Origin of the sequence: Micromonospora auratinigra, assembly GCF_900089595.1 — a bacterium.
Classification (GTDB): domain Bacteria; phylum Actinomycetota; class Actinomycetes; order Mycobacteriales; family Micromonosporaceae; genus Micromonospora; species Micromonospora auratinigra.
Window position 1 is genome coordinate 4,999,509 of sequence record NZ_LT594323.1, and the last position, 18,832, is coordinate 5,018,340.

Annotated in this window: 16 protein-coding genes and 2 tRNA genes; 9 read left to right on the forward strand and 9 right to left on the reverse strand. The window is 73.7% G+C overall.

Translation table 11 applies throughout. The annotated features are described in order from the left end of the window. The first annotated feature begins 69 nt into the window (after positions 1 to 69). The 5 genes from gyrA to GA0070611_RS22485 all read left to right on the forward strand — a co-directional run bounded on the left by gyrA (position 70) and on the right by GA0070611_RS22485 (position 4,076). On the forward strand, positions 70 to 2,595 hold the full coding sequence (gene gyrA / locus GA0070611_RS22470; protein WP_091667566.1) for a DNA gyrase subunit A: 2,526 nt from the start codon (positions 70 to 72) through the stop codon (positions 2,593 to 2,595). Positions 2,596 to 2,598: 3 nt separating this feature from the next. Further along, positions 2,599 to 3,510, forward strand: a complete 912-nt coding sequence (locus GA0070611_RS22475) for a DUF3566 domain-containing protein (RefSeq protein ID WP_091667569.1) — start codon at positions 2,599 to 2,601, stop codon at positions 3,508 to 3,510. Between the two features lie 199 nt (positions 3,511 to 3,709). Beyond that, positions 3,710 to 3,783: transfer RNA gene (locus GA0070611_RS22480), tRNA-Ile, on the forward strand. 42 nt (positions 3,784 to 3,825) lie between these two features. Continuing rightward, the gene (locus tag GA0070611_RS31985) at positions 3,826 to 3,954 is read left to right on the forward strand and encodes a DLW-39 family protein (RefSeq protein ID WP_231921191.1); all 129 of its coding nucleotides are present in this window, start codon (positions 3,826 to 3,828) and stop codon (positions 3,952 to 3,954) included. A gap of 46 nt (positions 3,955 to 4,000) precedes the next feature. Further along, positions 4,001 to 4,076: transfer RNA gene (locus GA0070611_RS22485), tRNA-Ala, on the forward strand. 419 nt (positions 4,077 to 4,495) lie between these two features. On the opposite strand, the gene GA0070611_RS22495 is transcribed toward GA0070611_RS22485, so the two are convergent. From GA0070611_RS22495 to GA0070611_RS22525, 7 genes are all read right to left on the reverse strand, one after another. Continuing rightward, a complete protein-coding gene (locus GA0070611_RS22495) occupies positions 4,496 to 4,987 on the reverse strand; it encodes a hypothetical protein (RefSeq protein WP_091667574.1) in 492 nt (163 codons plus the stop codon). 103 nt (positions 4,988 to 5,090) lie between these two features. After that, entirely contained in the window at positions 5,091 to 5,771 is a 681-nt protein-coding gene (locus tag GA0070611_RS22500) for an SMI1/KNR4 family protein (RefSeq protein WP_091673287.1), read from the reverse strand. A 118-nt stretch (positions 5,772 to 5,889) separates the two neighbouring features. Continuing rightward, the gene (locus GA0070611_RS22505; protein ID WP_091667576.1) at positions 5,890 to 6,510 is read right to left on the reverse strand and encodes a class I SAM-dependent methyltransferase; all 621 of its coding nucleotides are present in this window, start codon (positions 6,508 to 6,510) and stop codon (positions 5,890 to 5,892) included. Between the two features lie 26 nt (positions 6,511 to 6,536). Continuing rightward, positions 6,537 to 7,793: an MFS transporter gene (locus GA0070611_RS22510; RefSeq protein ID WP_091667579.1), complete on the reverse strand. Its 1,257-nt coding sequence runs from the start codon at positions 7,791 to 7,793 to the stop codon at positions 6,537 to 6,539. Next, positions 7,790 to 8,296: a MarR family transcriptional regulator gene (locus GA0070611_RS22515; RefSeq protein WP_091667581.1), complete on the reverse strand. Its 507-nt coding sequence runs from the start codon at positions 8,294 to 8,296 to the stop codon at positions 7,790 to 7,792. Before GA0070611_RS22515 ends, GA0070611_RS22510 begins: the two co-directional genes overlap by 4 nt. 34 nt (positions 8,297 to 8,330) lie before the next feature. After that, positions 8,331 to 8,699: a membrane protein insertion efficiency factor YidD gene (yidD, locus tag GA0070611_RS31990; RefSeq protein ID WP_091667584.1), complete on the reverse strand. Its 369-nt coding sequence runs from the start codon at positions 8,697 to 8,699 to the stop codon at positions 8,331 to 8,333. 42 nt (positions 8,700 to 8,741) lie between these two features. Next, positions 8,742 to 8,993, reverse strand: coding sequence for a hypothetical protein (locus GA0070611_RS22525; RefSeq protein WP_091667586.1), 252 nt, complete (start codon positions 8,991 to 8,993; stop codon positions 8,742 to 8,744). 158 nt (positions 8,994 to 9,151) lie between these two features. Between GA0070611_RS22525 and GA0070611_RS22530 the strand changes: the two genes are divergently transcribed. Further along, complete coding sequence (locus GA0070611_RS22530) at positions 9,152 to 10,105, forward strand: L-threonylcarbamoyladenylate synthase (RefSeq protein WP_091673290.1); 954 nt, start codon at positions 9,152 to 9,154, stop codon at positions 10,103 to 10,105. A gap of 15 nt (positions 10,106 to 10,120) precedes the next feature. Here GA0070611_RS22530 and GA0070611_RS32295 read toward each other — a convergent pair whose 3' ends face one another. After that, positions 10,121 to 11,527, reverse strand: coding sequence for a serine/threonine protein kinase (locus tag GA0070611_RS32295; RefSeq protein ID WP_091667589.1), 1,407 nt, complete (start codon positions 11,525 to 11,527; stop codon positions 10,121 to 10,123). A gap of 274 nt (positions 11,528 to 11,801) precedes the next feature. Here GA0070611_RS32295 and GA0070611_RS22540 point away from each other — a divergent pair, with 274 nt between their 5' ends. Then, positions 11,802 to 12,221 carry a CBS domain-containing protein gene (locus GA0070611_RS22540; RefSeq protein ID WP_091667591.1) on the forward strand — a complete coding sequence of 140 codons (420 nt, stop codon included), beginning with the start codon at positions 11,802 to 11,804 and terminating at the stop codon, positions 12,219 to 12,221. Positions 12,222 to 12,347: 126 nt separating this feature from the next. Here the strand turns inward: GA0070611_RS22540 and GA0070611_RS22545 are convergent, their stop codons facing one another. Beyond that, positions 12,348 to 16,898, reverse strand: coding sequence for a cation-translocating P-type ATPase (locus GA0070611_RS22545; protein ID WP_091667594.1), 4,551 nt, complete (start codon positions 16,896 to 16,898; stop codon positions 12,348 to 12,350). Between the two features lie 219 nt (positions 16,899 to 17,117). Here GA0070611_RS22545 and GA0070611_RS22550 point away from each other — a divergent pair, with 219 nt between their 5' ends. Together GA0070611_RS22550 and GA0070611_RS22555 are read left to right on the forward strand one after the other, a co-directional pair. Next, entirely contained in the window at positions 17,118 to 17,378 is a 261-nt protein-coding gene (locus tag GA0070611_RS22550; protein WP_091667596.1) for a hypothetical protein, read from the forward strand. A gap of 54 nt (positions 17,379 to 17,432) precedes the next feature. Then, positions 17,433 to 18,809, forward strand: a complete 1,377-nt coding sequence (locus GA0070611_RS22555; RefSeq protein ID WP_091667598.1) for an MFS transporter — start codon at positions 17,433 to 17,435, stop codon at positions 18,807 to 18,809. Positions 18,810 to 18,832 lie beyond the last annotated feature (23 nt).

Sequence of the window (18,832 nt, forward strand, 5' to 3'; positions counted from 1 at the left end):
CAGACTGGCCGGTTTCCACAGCCGTTATCCACAGCACGAACACGACTCTGAGTCTGATAAGGGTTAACAGTGACCGATACTCCCGAGTCCACCCCGAACGAGCCGGAGACCCCGGAGACACCGGCCGCGGTCGTGCAGCACGACCGCATCGAGCCGGTCGGCCTCGAGGTCGAGATGCAGCGCTCGTACCTCGACTACGCGATGAGCGTGATCGTCGGGCGGGCCCTGCCGGACGTCCGGGACGGGCTCAAGCCGGTCCACCGCAAGATCCTCTACGCCATGTTCGACTCGGGCTACCGGCCGGACCGCGGCTACGTGAAGTGCTCCCGGGTCGTCGGCGACGTGATGGGTCAGTTCCACCCGCACGGCGACTCGGCCATCTACGACGCGCTGGTCCGGATGGCGCAGCCCTGGTCGCTGCGTTACCCGCTGGTCGACGGCAACGGCAACTTCGGCTCCCCGGGCAACGACCCGGCCGCCGCCATGCGGTACACCGAGTGCAAGCTCGACCCGCTGGCGATGGAGATGCTGCGGGACATCGACGAGGACACCGTCGACCTCCAGGACAACTACGACGGCCGGGCCAAGGAGCCCACCATCCTGCCGTCCCGGATCCCCAACCTGCTGGTCAACGGCTCCGAGGGCATCGCGGTCGGCATGGCCACCAAGATCCCGCCGCACAACCTGCGCGAGATCGGCGCGGCGGTGCAGTGGTGCCTGGAGAACCCGGAGGTCGACGAGGCCACCACCCTCGAGGCGCTGCTGGAGATCGTCAAGGGCCCGGACTTCCCGACCCACGGTCTGATCGTCGGCCAGTCCGGCATCCAGGACGCCTACCGGACCGGGCGCGGCTCGATCCGGATGCGGGCCGTGGTCGAGGTCGAGGAGGACAAGCGCGGCCGCCCGGCGCTGGTCGTCAGTGAGCTGCCGTACCAGGTCAACCCGGACAACCTCGCCGAGCGGATCGCCGAGCTGATCAAGGAGGGCAAGCTCGCCGGCATCGCCGACATCCGCGACGAGTCCTCCGGCCGTACCGGCATGCGGATCGTGCTCGTGCTCAAGCGCGACGCGGTCGCCAAGGTGGTGCTGAACAACCTCTACAAGCACACCCAGCTCCAGGAGACCTTCGGCGCCAACATGCTGGCCCTGGTCGACGGGGTGCCGCGCACGCTCAACCTGGCCCAGTTCATCCGCTACTACGTCGACCACCAGATCGACGTGATCCGCCGGCGGACGGCGTTCCGGCTGCGCAAGGCCGAGGAGCGGGCGCACATCCTGCGCGGTCTGTCCAAGGCGCTCGACGCGCTCGACGAGGTGATCGCCCTGATCCGGCGCTCGCCCACGGTCGAGGACGCCCGGCAGGGCCTGATCCGGCTGCTGGAGATCGACGAGATCCAGGCGACCGCGATCCTCGACATGCAGCTGCGCCGCCTGGCCGCCCTGGAGCGGCAGCGGATCCTGGACGATCTGGCCAAGCTCGAACTGGAGATCGCCGACCTCAAGGACATCCTCGCCAAGCCGGAGCGGCAGCGGAAGATCGTCTCGGAGGAGCTGGGCGAGATCGTCGCGAAGTGGGGCGACGAGCGGCGTACGAAGATCGTGCCGTTCGACGGCGAGGTCTCGATGGAGGACCTCATCGCCCGCGAGGACGTGGTCGTCACCATCACCCGCACCGGATACGCCAAGCGCACCAAGGTGGATCTCTACCGGTCGCAGCGGCGCGGCGGCAAGGGCGTCAGCGGCGCGAGCCTCCGGCAGGACGACATCGTCAGCCACTTCTTCGTATGCTCGACGCACGACTGGATCCTGTTCTTCACCAACAAGGGCAGGGTCTACCGGGCCAAGGCGTACGAGCTTCCGGAAGCCAGTAGGGTGGCCAAGGGCCAGCACGTGGCCAATCTGCTCGCCTTCCAAGCGGACGAGCAGATCGCGCAGATCATCGAAATTCCGAACTACCAGGTGGCTCCCTACCTGGTACTGGCCACGAAGAACGGCCTGGTGAAGAAGACGCGGCTCGAGGAGTTCGACTCCAACCGCTCCGGCGGGGTCATCGCGATCAACCTGCGCGATGAGGACGAGTTGGTCGGTGCTGCCCTGGTCGCCCCGACCGACGACCTCCTGCTGGTCTCCAAGAACGCTCAGGCCATCCGCTTCAACGCCTCCGACGAGGCGCTGCGCCCGATGGGTCGCGCCACCTCGGGCGTCATCGGGATGCGGTTCAGCGAGGAGGACGTCCTGCTCGCGATGGAGGTCGTCCGCGAGGGCATGGAGATGGACGTCCTGGTCGCGACGAACGGTGGATACGCGAAACGTACGCCGATCGAGGAATACCCGGTCCAGGGCCGGGGAGGTAAGGGCGTGCTGACTGCGAAGATCACCGAGCGACGTGGTGGTCTGGTCGGTGCGACGGTGATCAGTCCGGACGACGAGCTGTTCGCCATCACCAGCAACGGCGGCGTCATCCGGACTCCGGTGAAGCCTGTACGCCGTACGCGTGACCGGAACACAATGGGGGTCAAGCTGATGGACCTCCCGGACGGCGTAACTATCGTGGCGATTGCTCGCAATGCCGACGAGCCTGACGAACAGGACTAGTTGATGACGGAGACACAGGCGAAGTCGGGGAACAAGGGGACCTCGACCAACCCGGTCGACGAGGAGGCCGCAAAGGGCGGCACAGCGGCGACCGGCCGTGCGGCCGTGGGTCGCGCGACGGTCCCCGCCGACGCGCCTGCCACCCCCAAGTTCACCCGGGCTCCCGGCATGGCCCCGCCGCCGGACAAGCCCGGGGAGGGCTCGGGAGCGAGCGACCAGACCGAGAAGGCTCCGGCCGAGGCCCCGACCTCGGTCGCGGCGCCGACCGTAGCGCCGCCCGCCGCCACGACGACACAGCCGATCAAGCCGACCGGTACGGCCAAGCCGTCCACCGGCACGACCGGCACCCAGCCGCGGGTCGGTGCCGGTCTCGGTACCGCCCCGAAGCCGTCGCCGGACGGTGCCCGGCCCGGCGCCGCCGGCCGGCCCGCCAACGGCGGTGGCCTGCCGCCGGGCATCAGCGGAGCGGCCGCCGTCGGGGCCGCCCGGGTGGGCGAGGCGGTACGCGCCGCGCGCAGCTCGGTCAGCTCGGCCGCGTCGCGCGGACCCCGCCGGGCCCGGCTGAACCTCAAGCGGATCGACCCGTGGTCCGTGATGAAGTTCGCCTTCGCGGTCTCGGTGGTGCTCTTCATCGTCGTGGTCGTCGCGACCTCGGTGCTCTACCTGGCCCTGGACGCGATGGGTGTGTTCAAGAGCGTCAACGACAGCCTCACCGACCTGGTGAACGCCGGCGGTGGCTCGGGTGGCGGTGGCGGATTCCGGATCACCGCCAAGGGCGTGATCCTCAGCTCGGCGCTGATCGGTCTGGTGAACGTGGTGCTCTTCACCGCGCTCGCCACCCTCGGTGCCTTCGTCTACAACGTCTGCGCCGACCTGGTCGGCGGGATCGAGCTGACCCTCGCCGAGCGGGACTGAACGAACCGACGCCGGGCCGCCGCACCTGCGGCCGCCCGGCGTCGTCGTGTCCGGGGAGCGTCGCTCCCGGCCACCCCGGCGCACGGCCGCCAGCGGAAAGTGCTGGTCGCCCCGACGGGCTGCCGGTACGGTCTGGATAGGCACCGACCCCGATTTGGGGCCGGAGGCGGCGATGGGTTAACCTAGCTCGTCGCTACGCGGGGCTATAGCTCAGTCGGTTAGAGCGCAGAGCTGATAACTCTGAGGTCGCTGGTTCGATTCCAGCTAGCCCCACCGCACACCGTCCGACGGCAGTCGAGCGCGAGGGGTCGCCCCATGGTTAAGAAGCTTCTGCTCCTGGTCGGCGTCGTCGGCGTCGCGGCCCTCGTGGCCAAGAAGGTGAAGGCCTCGAACGACGAGCGTGCCCTCTGGCACGAGGCGACCACCGCGCCCGACCTGCGCTGACCGGTCGCACGTCGACTGCCAGCACCGGGCGGCTCCGCCCGCCTCCGGGGCCCTAGCTCAACTGGCAGAGCACTGCCTTTGCAAGGCAGGGGTTAGGGGTTCGAGTCCCCTGGGCTCCACCAGCACTTTCACCGGTTGACCTTGCCGGCAGGACGTGGCCCCCAGGTGTCGGCCGTCATCCGGCTCGTGGATTGACCGAGCAGCTCCATCATCGTGCGCAGCTCCTCACGCGGTACCTCCCTGTTCTGCCGGTACCTTCCGCGCAAAGGCGAAGGGCGGCCGGAAGAGATGACAAGGTACTGGCTTCACTTCGACATCTCCGGGATCTACCCGCACGGCTGGCCGCCCGTGGTGGGGGTGACCGGCCGGGACCTCGACGACTGCCTGAAGATCGTCAGGTGCCGGTACGGCCCCCCGTTCGCTCTGTTGACGAAGGTTGTCGAGGATCCGGATCTGACGGATGTCCAGCCCGGCATGGTTCCCCTCGGCCGGCCCCTCGGGGTGCCCGTATGGCGCGGCATCTGGTACCCGCCCGAGAACATCACGGGACCCGAGCCGTCATGATGTCATCGGAGCCACTCACGAACCGGGCAGCCGTCCCGAGCGGGCGCGAGTCCTGTTCCAGGGTCGCCGTTGAGATCAGCCGGTCGTCGTCCTTCGGAAAGCCCCAGAACACCGACTTGTCGCGGTAGCTCAGGTCCGCCTCCGCCCACACCGGCGTAGCGGACACGATGAACCAGTCATGGCTGCGCGAGAGCATGTAGAGGCTCCACGCCGGGTCGGGTTCCAACTGGTGCAGCTCACTCAGGCGAGCCCACTCCTGCGGTGTGGCTTGGCGCAGCGAGAGACCGCGCAGCACGAAGGGCATCGAGACGTACTGGACGCACTGGAACAGCACCTCCAAGCGGTACCGGCCCACGCTCTCGGATCCATCCGACTGAAGCCACAACTGGGTGTGCGTCCTCGTGACCTGGGTGATCTGGAAGAGCCTGTCCGGTGCCTCCAGGGAGGGCGCGGTGTAGTGGCGGGCCATCTCGTCACGTCCCCTGTCCAACCAGCGAGGTAGATCGACTGTACGGCCCTCGGGACAGCGGAGCAGTCCCCGCTCATCCGGTCGATCGGCAGCGGAACCGCTGTCAGGCGTTCGTCGACCTGATCCCTACCTGGTCAGCTGCCTCGTCCAACCAGCTGAGATACCAACGGGCGAAGCCGATCGGCGTCCCGTTGTCGAGGAGCGGCCGGAATCCCCCGACGGACGCAGTGTCGTCAGCCCACATCTGGCCGCGCGCCGGTCCGCTGACCACCAAGGCCTCCCGGTGAGCGCAACCGAGGTGACACAGGTACAGCAGTCCGGTCGAATGCCCCGGCTGGAGGACGAGTTCGTCGTGCTGCTCCCAGTACGCGTCCTCGGCGGCGTTGAACTCTTCCCCGGAGTCGTAATCCGCCTCGGCGGGAGGGGGCGGTAGCGCATCGGCCGGATTGAACGCCTCAGTATGTGCGAAGGGCTGATCCAGCGTGTCAAGGGAGGTGAGATCAGCTCCGTCACCGTCCCATTGCCACAGTCCGTCGACCCGGCGCATCGGGAAGAGGCCATAAGCCGGACCCGCGCCACCCCGACCCACCTCCAGCAGGAAGGAGCGGTATTCGCTGGGCAGCCGCACTCGAAACTGTGCCTCCGCTTCGGACAGTTCGTCGAGGCTCAGCGGCGGTTCGATTCGCCAACCATGCCCGTCGGAACCGAACACCGCATCCGCGCCGGGGTCAGCGGCAAGCCGCGCGACCCGCTCACGTACCTCCGACCAGTGAGAGCCCGTCATGGCGAGGGACGATACAAGCAGCGACGCGGTATCCACCGCCCGAACGGGCCCGCACCGTGGGACGTACCCGGTGGCGAGCCGCGCCGACGGAAGGTCGCACGCGACGGTGCGGTGGCGGTCAGGGCCGGCGCAACGTCAGCGACTGGAACCGGTGGCCGTGGCTGACGTCGACCGGGTGGAAGTCGACCACCTCGAACGAGGCGGCCGTCACGAAGCCGAGCAGACGCTCGTCGCTGCGGAACGAGAAGAAGCGTGGCGGCTCGTGCCGGTCGTCGTCCAGCGTCCCTTCGGTGCTCTCTTTGCCGCCGTACACGCCGAGGAAGAACAGGCCGCCGGGGCGCAGGACCGCCCGGATCGCCGCGAGGACCGCGGGCAGGTCGTCATCGGGTACGTGCAGCAGGCAGTTCAGTGCGAACACCGCGTCGAACGAGCGCGCCGGGAAGTCCAGCCGCAGGAAGTCCATGACGTGGGCCTCGATGCCCTTGGCCCGGCAGTGCTCCACCATCACCGGCGAGAGGTCGGTCGCGACGACGGCCAGACCCTCCTGTCGGAAGTAGGCGCTGTCCTGGCCGGCCCCCGCGCCGATCTCCAGCAGCCGCGCGTCCGGTGCCAGCCGGTCCCGGAACACCTGCCGTTCCGTGACCTTCCACGGCTCCTTGTCCAGCCCGTCCCGCCACCCCGCGCGTGCGTCGTACGCCTGGCGCAGCGGGCCGAGCAGCTGGTCGTATCGGGTAGTCATGGCGGTCAGTATCGACGAACCGGCGGTCAGACGGTGACCTCGGCCGGCGTCGGGGCCGGCCGGGGCATGGTGAACCGGCGCAGTGGGGCGGTGAGGGCCAGCAGCCCGACTCCGGCCAGGCAGGTGAGGCCGCCGAGGAAGAGGGCGGTGCCGCCGGAGGAGCCGGCGGCGACCAGCCCGGCGCGCAGGCCACCGACGTGCGGTCCGGCGGAACCGACGATGTGCTCCAGCGCGGCGATCCGGCCCCGGTGCGACTCGGGCGTCGACGACTGCACGATGGTGCCCCGGGACACGACCGACCAGGTGTCTGCGGCTCCGGCCAGCGCGATCAGGCCGAGCACGACCGGCAGCCGGTCGCTCAGGCCGACGCCGGCCAGGGCCGCGCCCCAGACCGCGGCGCAGCCGAGCAGCACGAGCCCGGGTCGGTCGCGCCGGGTGACCAGCCCGGACAGCGCGGACGCGAGCACGCCACCGACGGCGAGTGCCGAGGTGAGCAGGCCCAGGGTCTGTGGCGAGCCGCCGAACTTCTCCTGGTTGATGACGGGGAAAACGGCCACCGGCATGGCCAGCACGGTGGCGGCCAGGTCCACCAGGAAGGCACCGCGTACCACCGGGGTGCGGGCGGCGAACCGGATGCCCTCCCAGGCCGCGCCGGCGCCGGCCCGTCCGGCACGCTCGGCCGGGCCGGTGCGGGGCAGCCCGGCGAGGCCGATCAGCGCGGCGACGAAGGTGACCGCGTCGATGCCGAAGCAGACGGTGGTGCCCCACCGGGCGGTGAGGAGCCCGGCGACGGCCGGGCCGAGCAGCAGCGCCAGCTGGAAGGAGAGGTGGTTGAGGGCGAGCCCGGCCGCGAGACGGTCGGCCGGCAGGAGCCGGGGGGTGAAGGCCCGGCGGGCCGGACCGCCGAGGGCGGAGAGGGCCGACGCGACGGCGACCAGGCCGAACATGGCCCACACCGCGTCGGTGGGCCAGGCGGCGACCGCGGTCATCAGCAGGCTGGTGACGATCAGGCCGCAGGTGGTCGCCAGGGCCAGCCGCCGCCGGTCGACATGGTCGACGAAGGCGCTGCCGAGCAGGGCGAACGCGATCATCGGGGCGGCGGTGCAGAGCCCGACGAGGCCGACCATCAACGGGTCGTGGGTGCGGTCCCAGACGTAGTAGGTGGCGGCGAACGCCCCCAGTTGGCTGCCGAACCCGGAGGCGGTGCTGCCCAGCCAGAGGCGACGGAACGTGGGCTGCTCGCGCAGGGGGCGCAGGTCGACCAGGGCGGCGGGGCCGCTCACCGGAGGTCACCGTCGAGCGCGCGGGCCAGGTTGTCCGCCAGGCGCTGCTTGAAGGAGCGCCGGGCGAGCGCGGCGTTGATGTCCTCGACCGCCCGGCTGAGCGGGTACGGGGTCTCCGCCTCCAGTTCGCGCACCGTGGCCTCGGTCGCCCGCCACTCGGCCTGGAGCAGCGGCAGGAGTTCCCGGCCCCGTTCGCTGAGCCGGATCCGGCGGGTCCGGCCGTCGGCGCTGTCGGCGCTGTCCACGAAGCCGGCGGCGCGCATCGCGGCGGCCGTCTGGCTCATCGCCGAGTGGGTCACCTCGACGGCGGTGGCCAGCTCCTGGATGGTCATCGGGCCGTGCCGGCCCAGCTTGATCAGGGGCCCCACGAAGCGGGTCCGCAGGCCGGTGACGCCGGCCTCGTCGTAGAGCGCGGCGATGTCCCGGTCGGCCGCGTGCAGCAGCCCCCAGACCGGCCCCCAGTGGCTGCTGTCGAGAAGATCCTGCTGCGTGTCGTCGGCCATGCCGAAGACTGTAACAGCACTTATATAAGCGCTGTCAGATCAGCGGGTGCGGAGTGCCCCAGGCGACGTCCGTCCGGCAACGCCAGAGCCGGCCGACCATCAACGCCAGCCCTCGCCGGAACCCGAACCGCTCGAACGCCGCTGCCGCGTACGTGCTGCAACTCGGGACGTACGGGCAGCGCGCCGGGCGGTACGCCGAGATCCTGGTCTGGTAGACGCGGATGAGCCGACGGGCGAGCCCGCTCGCGCCGTCCCCGGTCCGCAGCGCACCGAGGACGGTGATCGGGTGGCGGACCAGCGTCGCGACCAGCTCGCCGGCGCAGTCGAACCAGGCCAGCGGGGTCGGGTCGCCGAGGCAGCACCAGCAGGGGCAGCCGGGGAAGGGCGGTTCGGTGGCACTCACGGCGCTCCTCGGGCGGCTCGATGATCGGCCGGAGCATAGCCGTCAGTAGTGGAACGCGGCGTCGTGGAGGACGTCGGCGACGAGCTGCCAGGACGGGGCGGGCGCGGAGCCGCCGGCCCGCCGCCGCAGGCGGGCCCGGTCGCGCAACTGGCCGGCGCAGGCGGCCAGGAACTGGTCGAGTTCCGGGTGCACCACGGCGTCCGGGGCCCGGGCCACGTCGTCGGCGAGCCACTGCAGCCAGGTGACCAGGTCGTCAAGGCTCTCCACCCGCTTGCGGGGTCGGTCGTCGGTCATGGTTGCTCCCTCGGTCGTCACGCGGGCGGACCCCTCGGGTGTACCCCGCCGCACCGGCGGACCCGGCCGGAACGGCGACGGCCGGGACGGCGACCCGGCGGATGCGGCTGCCGGCGGCAGGCTAGCGTCGGTGCGTGAGCACCGGATCCCCGCGCCTCCTGCCGGCCGACAGCGGCATCGCCGAAGCCGCCTCCGTGCTGCGAGCCGGAGGCCTGGTCGCCTTCCCCACCGAGACGGTCTACGGGCTCGGCGCGAACGCGCTCGACGCGCAGGCGGCCGCCCGGATCTTCGCGGCGAAGGCCCGACCCAGCTTCGACCCGCTGATCAGCCACCTCGCCGACGCCGCCGACCTGCCCGCCCTGGTCGGGGCGGTGCCGCCGGCGGTCGCCGCGCTGGTGGAACGGTTCTGGCCCGGTCCGCTCACCCTGATCGTGGACCGGCCGGCGGTGATCCCGCCGATCGTCACCTCGGGGCTGGACACCATGGCGGTCCGGGTGCCCGACGAGCCGGCCGCCCGGGCCCTGATCGCCGCCGCCGGGGTGCCGGTCGCGGCCCCCAGCGCCAACCGGTTCGGGCAGCTCAGTCCCACCCGGGCCGAGCACGTCGTGGCCGGCCTGGGTGACGCGGTGGACGTGGTGCTGGACGGCGGCCCCACCCGGTGCGGCATCGAGTCGACGATCGTGGACGCACGCGGCGAGCGGCCGGTGGTGCTGCGACTGGGCGCGCTGCCGGTGGAGTCGCTGGTCGAGGCGATCGGCCCGGTCGAGGTACGCGCCGGCAGTTCCGGCCAGCCGGTGGCGCCCGGGACACTCGCGGCGCACTACGCCCCGCGTACCCCGTTGCGCCTGGCCGGCACGGCGGAGGAGCCCGGCGGCGGTGGCCGGCGCGGCTTCCTGGCCTTCCGGGAGCGGCCGGTGGCCGGCGGGTGGGCGGCGGTGGAGGTGCTCTCGCCGGACGGTGACCTCACCGCGGCGGCCGCGCGGCTCTTCGACGCCCTGCACCGGCTGGACGCGACCGGGGTGACCGAGATCGTCGCGGAGCCCGTCCCCGAGGTCGGGGTGGGCCGGGCGATCAACGACCGGTTGCGGCGGGCCGCCGCCACCTGGCACTGAGCCCACGACCGCCCGCTACGACAGGTCGGCCTGGATCCGGTCCACCTCGGCGCGCAGGTCGCGGTAGCCGTCCGGGGTGAGCTTGCCGCCGCGCAGCAGCTCCGCCAGCTTGTCACGCAGCCGCTTCACCTGGGCCTCGGCCTGGTCGGTGTCGCCCTGGGCGATCTCCCGGGCGATCGCGTCGACCCGGCTGTGCAGGTCGGTGGCCGCGTCCGGGTTGAGCTGGCCGGTGGTCACCTGACGCTGGATCGACAGCCGCATGGCGACGATGGGATCGGCCGCCGGGCTGGGGCCCGGGGTGCGGGACGGGGCCTTCGAGGCGGGGGTCCGGTCCGCGCGACTCGCCGGCCGGACCGTGCGCCGCGTCGGGGCACTCGGTGTCGCGGCGACCGGCGGGCGTGACGTGGCCGCGGTGGTCGGGGCCGGCGGGACGGCCGGTCCGGCGACCGGCGTCTCCGCCTCCGGACCGAGCAGCGCCACCCCGACCAGGGCCAGCAGCGCACCGCAGGCCAGGGACGGGGCCACCAGCAGCACACCGCGCCGCCGACGGGCCGCCCCGGGCCGGGTGACCCGGCCGCGCGGGCCCGGGACACCGGACCCGGGACGCGCGGGCAGCAGGGCCGCGAGGCGGTCGCGGACCGCCGCGGCGTTGTCCGGCCGGTCCGCCGGATCCTTGGCCAGCAGCTCCGACACCAGGGCGTCCAGTTCGGCGGGTACGTCGGTGCGGTGTTCCCGCAACGGCGGGGGTGGCTCGTTGACGTGCTGGTGCAGGACGGTGAGCGGGTCACCGGCGAACGGCGGTCGGCCGGCCAGCATGGCGTAGAGGGTGCAGCCCAGCCCGTACAGGTCGGTACGCGGGTCGACGGGCCGGCCGAGGGCCTGCTCCGGCGACATGTACGAGCTGGTGCCGAGCTTCGCCACCGGCCCGGTGAGAGTGTCCCGACCGGCTCCGCCGGGCAGCCGGGCGATGCCGAAGTCGCAGATCTTCACCGTGCCGGCCGGGTCGACGATCAGGTTTCCGGGCTTGACGTCCCGGTGCACCACCCCGGCCGCGTGCGCGGCGGCGACCCCCTCGCAGGCCTGGAGGGCGATCGACACGGCCCGCTCCACCGGCAACGGACCCTCGGCGATCAGGGCCGACACGGTCGGCCCGTCGACCAGCTCCATCACCAGGTAGGAGTCGTCGTCCTCGGTGCCGAAGTCGTACACCCCGACGATGTGCGGGTGGGTGAGCCGGGCGGCCGTGCGGGCCTCCCGGTCGAAGCGCTCCGCGGCGGTCTGCTCGTCGTCGCCGACGGTCAGCAGCTTGATCGCGACGGGACGGTCCAACCGCAGGTCACGGCCCCGCCACACCTCGCCCATGCCGCCGCTGCCGAGCAGCTCCTCGGACTGGTACCGGCCGTTCAGCAGACGTCTCGGCACGGACGTCACTTCCTTCGGCCGGGCTCACCCTCGCCCGGCGCCGACGGTGATGCGCCCACCGGATGCAGGGTCTTCGGACGGGTCGTCAGGAGCTGCTCGTCGTGGACCATCCCCCCAAGCTAGTCAATTCGTCCCCGTCACGGCCAGCTTCGGGCCGGCGTGGCCGACCGCCCGAGGGGCGCTACCAGCGGAAACTGTGCCGACACCGGCATGGGTGGACCGGGCGGGGGTAGGAGAACGGGCACCAACCCCCCGAGAGTGAGGTGTCGACCCGATGCCGACCGCACGCGACATCATGACCAGCGACGTGAGCTGCATCCGCGAACAGGACGACCTGAGGACCGCGGCCCGCCGGATGGCCGAACTCGGCGTGGGCTCGCTGCCCATCTGCGGCGACGACAACCGTCTGCGCGGCATGCTCACCGACCGGGACATCGTGGTGAAGGTGCTCGCCGAGGGTCGTGACCCGGCCACCGTCACCGCGGGCGAGCTGGCCCAGGGCGAGGCGGTGACCATCGGGGCCGACGACGACGCGGCCGAGGTCCTGCGGACCATGGGCCAGCACAAGGTACGCCGGCTGCCGGTCGTCGACGGGCACGACCTCGTCGGCATCGTGGCCGTCGCCGATGTGGCCCGGTCCCTGCCGGAGCGCCCCGTCGGTGACCTCATCGAGGCCATCTCGGAACACGCCTGACCCGCCCCACCGATCGCCGCCCCGCTCCGGCCGGGCGGCGATCGGGCGTCAGGCGGGCGGGGAGAGGGGAACGGTCCTGCCGCAGTGGACGGTGCGTACCTGGCAGCCGTACCGGTGGAGGTGACGTCAGGCGTGATGGCTTTCGCCGTACCCCTGATCGGGGTTGCCGTGCGGGCGGAGGCCGTGTTGCGGGAGGCGGTCGACCAGCCGGGTGAGCGCGCCGTTGGCGAAGGTGGCGCCCAGCGCGGACCCGGCGGCGATGGTCCAGCCGACCGGGCCGAGCGGGGTGCAACCGAAGAACTGGCTGACGCCGGGGGTCTGCACCACCGCGACGAGGACGCCGACCGAGGCGGCGGTGGACGCCAGCACGGTCGGGCTGGTGCCGCCGGCCAGCACGGTCTGCCCGAGCTGGGTGCCGATCAGCGAGGCGAGCGCGACCGTGCCGGCCCGCCGCTCCCGGCCGGTCCAGCGGGCGAGCGTCCAACCGGCCGTCGCGCCCAGCGTGGTCGCCCCCGCGCGCAGCGCGATCTCCCGGGTCATCGTCTCGCCGAGCGAGGTGTCCGGACCTTCCCGCAGCAGGTGGTCGGCCCCGCCGGAGGCGGGTGGGCGGACCGCGATGGCCAGCGCCGGGGCGAGGTCGGTGAGCAGGTTGACCAGGAGCAGTTGCCGGCCGGTGAGGGCGGACCGGCCGGTACTGGCGGCGGTCAGCACGCTGAACGCGATCTCGCCGAGGTTGCCGCCGACCAGGATGCTCAGCGCGTGCCGGACCGACGACCACATCGCCCGCCCTTCGACCAGGGTGGCGATGATCGTCTCCAACCGGTCGTCGGTGACCACCAGGTCGGCGGCGGCGCGGGCCGCCGGGGTGCCCCGCTGGCCGAGCGCGATGCCGACGTCGGCGAGCCGGATCGCCGGCGCGTCGTTGGCGCCGTCCCCGGTCATCGCCACGGTCCGGCCCTGCTGCTGGAGGGCCTGGATGATCCGGACCTTGTGCGCCGGCGTGCAGCGGGCCACCACGTCGGTCTCCATCAGCCGCGTCGCAAGGGCCCCGTCGTCGAGCCGGTCCAGGTCGGTCGCGGTGACCACCCGCTGCTCACCGTGGTCGGGGCTGATCGTCGCGGCGATCGCCTCGGCGGTGGCCGGGTGGTCGCCGGTGATCATGATGGTGTGCACGCCGGCCTGGCGGATCCGGTGCACCGCCGGGGCGGCGCTCTCCCGGACCCCGTCCGCCAGTGCCAGGAAACCCACGAAGGTCAGCCTCTCGACCTGCTCGTCGGTGACCGACTCCGCGCCGGTACGGCACTCGGCGACGGCCAGGATGCGGTGCCCGGCCCCGGCCCGCTCGGCCAGCATCCCGTGCAGGGCGGCCCGACCGGCCGCGTCCAGTGGCTCGTCGCCGTGCGCGGTACGCCGGGCGGAGCAGCGCGGCAGCACCGACTCCGGTGCGCCCTTCACGCTCAGCAGCAGGCCGTCGGCGTACCGGCCGGTGGTGGCGTGGTAGCCGCGGGACGGCTCGAACGGCAGCCCGCCCACCGCCGCCCAGCCCGCCGCGCCGGTCTGCTCGGTCACCCCGGCCAGGTTCCCGCCGTGGCGTACCGCGCGGTCGGTCTGCTGGGGCAGCTCGTCGGGGTCGGCCGCGGCCGGGGTGGCCCGCAGGGCGGTGGCCAGGACCAACCGCAGCGGGTCGTCCAGCCGGTCCGGCGGGGCGTACCGATCGTCGCCGGAGCCCACCCCGGCCAGCAGCAGTCGGCCCTCGGTGAGCGTGCCGGTCTTGTCGAAGCAGAGCACGTCGACCCGGCCCAGCGCCTCGATCGTGCGAGGGTTGCGGACCAGCGCGCCGTGCTCGGCCAGCCGCCGCGCCGCCGCGAGCTGCGCCGCACTGACCAGGAACGGCAACCCCTCCGGCACCGACGCGACGGCCAGGTTCGCGGCGGTCGCCGCCGTCTCCGCCAGGGGTACGCCCCGGAGCAGTCCCGCCCCGGCCACCGCGATCGCCGAACCGGCCGCCAGCGGTACGGCGGCACTGGTCAGCTTCCCCAGCCGGGCCTCGACCCCGCTGGCCGGCGGGGTCTGGCGGGCCAGGGCGAGACTCCGCCCCGCCTCGGTCTCCTCACCGGTCGCCACCACCACGGCGGTGCCGTGGCCGGCCGCGACCGTGGTGCCCTCGTAGAGCATCGAGTGCCGTTCCGCGACGGCCGCCGCGACCACCGGTTCGGGCGACTTCGCCACCGGCAGCGACTCGCCGGTCAACGACGACTCGTCGGCCTCCAGCCCGTCGGAGGTGAGCACCCGGCAGTCGGCCGGGATCGCGTCACCGGGTCCCACCGTCACCACGTCCCCGGCGACCAGCTCGTCGGCCGGCAGCACCTGCTCGACACCGTCGCGCAGCACCCGGGCGGTCACCGCCGAGCGGGACAGCAGCTCGGCCAGGGACCGCTCGGTGTTGCGCTGGTGCACCGCGCCGACCAGGGCGGAGCCGCCCACCACCCCGCCCACCAGGGCCGCGTCGACGAGCGAGCCGAAGGCGGCGGAGAGCACCGCCCCGGCGGCCAGCACCGGGGTGAGCGGGTTCGACAGCTCCTCCACGAAGGCGCGCAGGAAGCCGGCCGGCCCGGCCTCGTCCCCGGTCGCCGCCCGCCGGCGGCGGGCCGCCTCGGCGGCGGTCAGCCCGTCCCGGCCGGTGCCGAGCTGGTCCAGCACGGTCGGCACCGGCATCAGGTGCCAGGCGGTCGACGCGGGCACCGGGGTACGGGTCCGGTCCGGCAGCCGGTGCGCCCGCCACACGCCGTGCGCGAAGGCGAGCGCGGCGGCCCCGTTGACGGAGGCGAGGGCGCGTCCGGGCAGCAGCTCCCGGTCGGCGGTGAACGCGGCCAGCGCGGCCAGCCCGCTGCCGGCCATGCCGAGCCGGATGTTCTGGCCGGTCATCCGCCGGGCCACCCCGGTCGCATCGATCAGCAGCGCGGGCAGCCGCAGGTCGTCGCCGACCAGCAGGTGCGCGCCCCAGGGCGGCAGGTCGTCCGGGGCGGACACCCCCACCCCGCAGTCGGCGGCACCGAGCGCGGCCCGGTCCCCGGAGACCACCATCACCACCGCGCCCTCGCTCTGCAGGGCGCGTACCGAGGCGGCGAGGTCGGGGCCGCCGGGCACCAGGGCGTCGGCGAAGCCGTACCGGTCGTCGTCGCCGCCGGCCACCACGAGCCGCAGGCCGGCCTGCCGGATGGCGGTCGGCAGCGCCTCCACCCCGGGCGCGGGCTCCGGCTCGACCCGCAGCACGGCGGCCAGCCGGTCGCCGTCCGCCAGCCCCAGCAACCGGCCACCGTCGGCGCGCAGCCGCCGGCTGTCCGGCGTGTCGCCCGGATCCTCGGCGTCGATCCGGTCCAGCGGGCCGAGCCGCCAGCCGCCGTCCCGGCGTACCTGGTCGGGGGCGGCCGGGTCGAAGAGGGTGAAGGCCCGGGCGGCGACCTGGCCGGTGTCGCTGCCGGGCAGCGGCGCGAGATCGGCCAGCACCCCCCGGTCGGAGCCGAGGACCCGGGCGTCCAGCAGCACGGTGTCGATCCGGTCCAGCTCCCGCAGCACGCTGCGGTCCATCGCGATGACGCCGCGCCGGGCCAGCATCCGGCCGAGCTGGGCGGCGTAGCCCTCGCGGCCGCTGCCGGGGGCCTTGGGCAGCGCCGAGAGCGCCACCGAGGCGGCCCGCTTCGCACCCACCACGGGCAGCGCCGCCGCACCGGCCGCCGCCCCGGCGGCGAGCGCCGAGGTGACGTACCGCTCGGCGGGGCCGGCGGGGACCGGGCGGGGCCGCTCGTCGGCGAGCACCCGGGCGACGGCCCGCTCCGGCGTGCCGGTCAACCGGTGCTCGGCCTTCGACCAGGCGGTGAGCTGGGCCCGCGCCTCACCCCACTGCACCAGGCGCTGCGCCCCGTCGAGCGCGATCCCGGTCCAGCCACCCGAGAGGCCCTGCGCGACCGCCTCGGCGAGCGGGAACAGCACGTCGGCGCGAGGGTCGGCGCGCAGCCCCCGGTCGGCCAGCGCGTGCAGCCTCGGGTGCAGGTCGACGGCGGCGAGGAGACCGGCCACCTCACCGGGGACCGGGGTGAACGGCAGGATCCGGGTGGCCGCCGAGAGGGTCAGGCCGAGCGCGTCGGAGACCAGCGCGCCCAGCGTGCGGGGGGTACGCGGGCCCTCCTCGGGCGGGTGCGGCGGCGGCACCTCCGGGTCGGGCTCGTGCGGGCAGACGTGTTCGGTGCGGGCGACGGTGGCGATCAGGTCGCGCAGCCTCGGGCGGGGCTCCTCGACCGCGACGACGACCCGGCCGGTCGGCGCGTTCACCCGGGCCCAGGCGACCCCGGGCAACTGTTCCAGCGCGTCCTCGACCTGCCGGGCCAGCCGGTCCCCGCCGTCCTGGCAGACGCCGTGCACCTCGATGTGATGCCGGCCGTCCCGGGTCCACACCCGGCGTCGGGTCAGTCCGGCGAGGCGGGCCAGTCGGGCGGCGGCCGCCCCCGCGCCCCCGACCGCCTCGCCGACGGTGCGGGGCACCATGTCGGGGGTGGCGGTGGTGGCGGCCCGGGCCACGTCGGGCACGGCGTCGGCGACGGTACGGGCGGCCCGCGCGAGCACGTCCGGCAGGGTGGCCGGCGACAGCAGGAGGCCGGCATAGCGGCCCAGCGAGGTCATCGAGGGGTACGGCCGAGCAGTCGGCCCCGCTTTCCGGTGCGCCCGCGGTCACCGCCGTACGCCATCTCGCCCTCCCACCCTCGTCCCGGCGGCCCGACTTCCCGGCCTGGTCGCCGTCATGCCCCCGGAGCAGGGGAAGTTTCCGCAGGACCGGGGGCATGGACGGGCCGGCCGGTGGAATGCGGCCGGGACGTCGTCGTCGGACCTGGGGAGGCGGAGATGAGCACGTTGACGCGGCACCTCAGCGGGGGACACGAGTCGTTCCGCATGTACGACCGGCGGGTGGAGATCCCGCTGCTGGGCGAGGTGGCGGTGCCGCCGCCGGACAAGGTGGCCTACTACGCGGGGTTGGGCCTGCTCGCCGCCCTCCAGGTCATCGAGTGGCCGATGGCGCTGGTGATCACCGCCGGGCACCTGCTGGCCGACCAGCACCTCTCCGGCGTGGTGAAGGGCGTGGGCGAGGCGCTGGAGACGGCCTGACGAGAGCCGCGTCACGGTTGACCTCAACCGGGGTTCAGGGGCCAGGCTGGGCCGGTGACCATCACCACCGAGCCGGCCGCTCCGCCCGCGCATCTCTTCGTCCCGTCCCTGCGGGCGATGACCGTGGGCAGCGTCGCCCTGGTGTCGCTGCTCGCCTTCGAGGCGCTCGCGGTGGGCACCGCGATGCCGACGGTCGCCCGCAGCCTGGACGGGCTCTCGCTGTACGCGCTCGCCTTCGCCGGCACGTTCGCCTCGGGCGTGGTGGCGATGGTGCTCGCCGGCATCTGGTGCGACGCGCGCGGGCCGCGCGGCTCGATGTGGCACGGGGTGGCCTGGTTCGTGGCCGGGCTGGCGATCGCCGGCGCCGCTCCGGACATGGCGGTGCTGGTCGTCGGCCGGGTGGTCCAGGGTTTCGGCTCCGGCCTGCTCAGCGTGGCGCTCTACGTGATCGTCGGGCGGGCGTACCCGGAGCAGTTGCGGCGCCGGATCTTCGCGGCGTTCGCCGCGGCCTGGGTGGTGCCGTCGCTGGTCGGTCCGGCGGTGGCCGGGCTGATCGTCGAGCACCTGGGTTGGCGGTGGGTGTTCCTCGCGGTGCCGGTGGTGGCGGTCCCGGCGGCGCTGCTGATCCAGCCGGGGCTGCGGGCGCTGGGCGTGGTGGACCGGGTCCGACCGCCGGCTGGCGCGGCGGCGCGGGTCGGCTGGGCCTGCGGGGCGGGGGCGAGCGCCGCACTGCTGCACTACGGGGGGCAGCAGCGCGGCCTGTCCGCCGCCGGCCTGGTCGTGGCGGCCCTGGTCGGCCTGCTGGTCTGCGTGCCGCACCTGCTGCCGGCCGGCTTCCTGCGGGCGGCGCGTGGGTTGCCCACGGTGATCGGGCTGCGCGGGCTCGCTTCGGCGGCGTTCGCCGGGGCCGAGGTGGTGATCCCGCTGATGCTGTCCCGGGAGCGGCACTTCTCGCCGACGGCCGCCGGCCTGGTGCTGACCGTCGGCGCGCTCTCCTGGTCGGCGGGTTCCTTCACGCAGAGCCGGATCGCCGCGCCGCGCTCGGCCGCCACGCTGCCCCGGGCCGGCCTGGCCTGCCTGACGGTCGGTACGGCCGGCGTCGCGCTGACCGTCCTGCCGGAGGTGCCGGTGGCGCTGGCGGTGTTCGCCTGGGCGGTGGCGGGCCTCGGCATGGGCCTGCTCTTTCCCTCCCTGTCGACGCTCACCCTCTCCCTCTCCGCCCCCGAGGAGCAGGGCCGGAACAGTTCGGCGCTGCAACTGGGCGACTCGCTCTCGGTGGCGACGGTGCTGGCGCTGACCGGCGCGGTGCTGGCCGCCGGGTCCGCCCCGGGGCCGGCGCACTACGCGGTCACCCTGGCGGTGGCGGCCGGCTGCGCGCTGCTCGGCCTGCTGCTCGCCGGCCGGGTGGTGACCCGACCGGCGCTCGGCTGACCGGTCACGAACCGGCTCGTTGT

Bases quoted from the DNA above. Each gene is read 5' to 3' on its own strand.
- GA0070611_RS22525 (WP_091667586.1), bottom strand. From the start codon at position 8,993: ATGACCGACGACCGACCCCGCAAGCGGGTGGAGAGCCTTGACGACCTG.
- GA0070611_RS22550 (WP_091667596.1), top strand. From the start codon at position 17,118: ATGAGCACGTTGACGCGGCACCTCAGCGGGGGACACGAGTCGTTCCGC.
- GA0070611_RS22500 (WP_091673287.1), bottom strand. From the start codon at position 5,771: ATGACGGGCTCTCACTGGTCGGAGGTACGTGAGCGGGTCGCGCGGCTT.
- GA0070611_RS22515 (WP_091667581.1), bottom strand. From the start codon at position 8,296: ATGGCCGACGACACGCAGCAGGATCTTCTCGACAGCAGCCACTGGGGG.
- GA0070611_RS22545 (WP_091667594.1), bottom strand. From the start codon at position 16,898: ATGACCTCGCTGGGCCGCTATGCCGGCCTCCTGCTGTCGCCGGCCACC.
- GA0070611_RS22540 (WP_091667591.1), top strand. From the start codon at position 11,802: ATGCCGACCGCACGCGACATCATGACCAGCGACGTGAGCTGCATCCGC.
- GA0070611_RS31985 (WP_231921191.1), top strand. From the start codon at position 3,826: ATGGTTAAGAAGCTTCTGCTCCTGGTCGGCGTCGTCGGCGTCGCGGCC.
- GA0070611_RS22505 (WP_091667576.1), bottom strand. From the start codon at position 6,510: ATGACTACCCGATACGACCAGCTGCTCGGCCCGCTGCGCCAGGCGTAC.
- GA0070611_RS22495 (WP_091667574.1), bottom strand. From the start codon at position 4,987: ATGGCCCGCCACTACACCGCGCCCTCCCTGGAGGCACCGGACAGGCTC.
- GA0070611_RS22475 (WP_091667569.1), top strand. From the start codon at position 2,599: ATGACGGAGACACAGGCGAAGTCGGGGAACAAGGGGACCTCGACCAAC.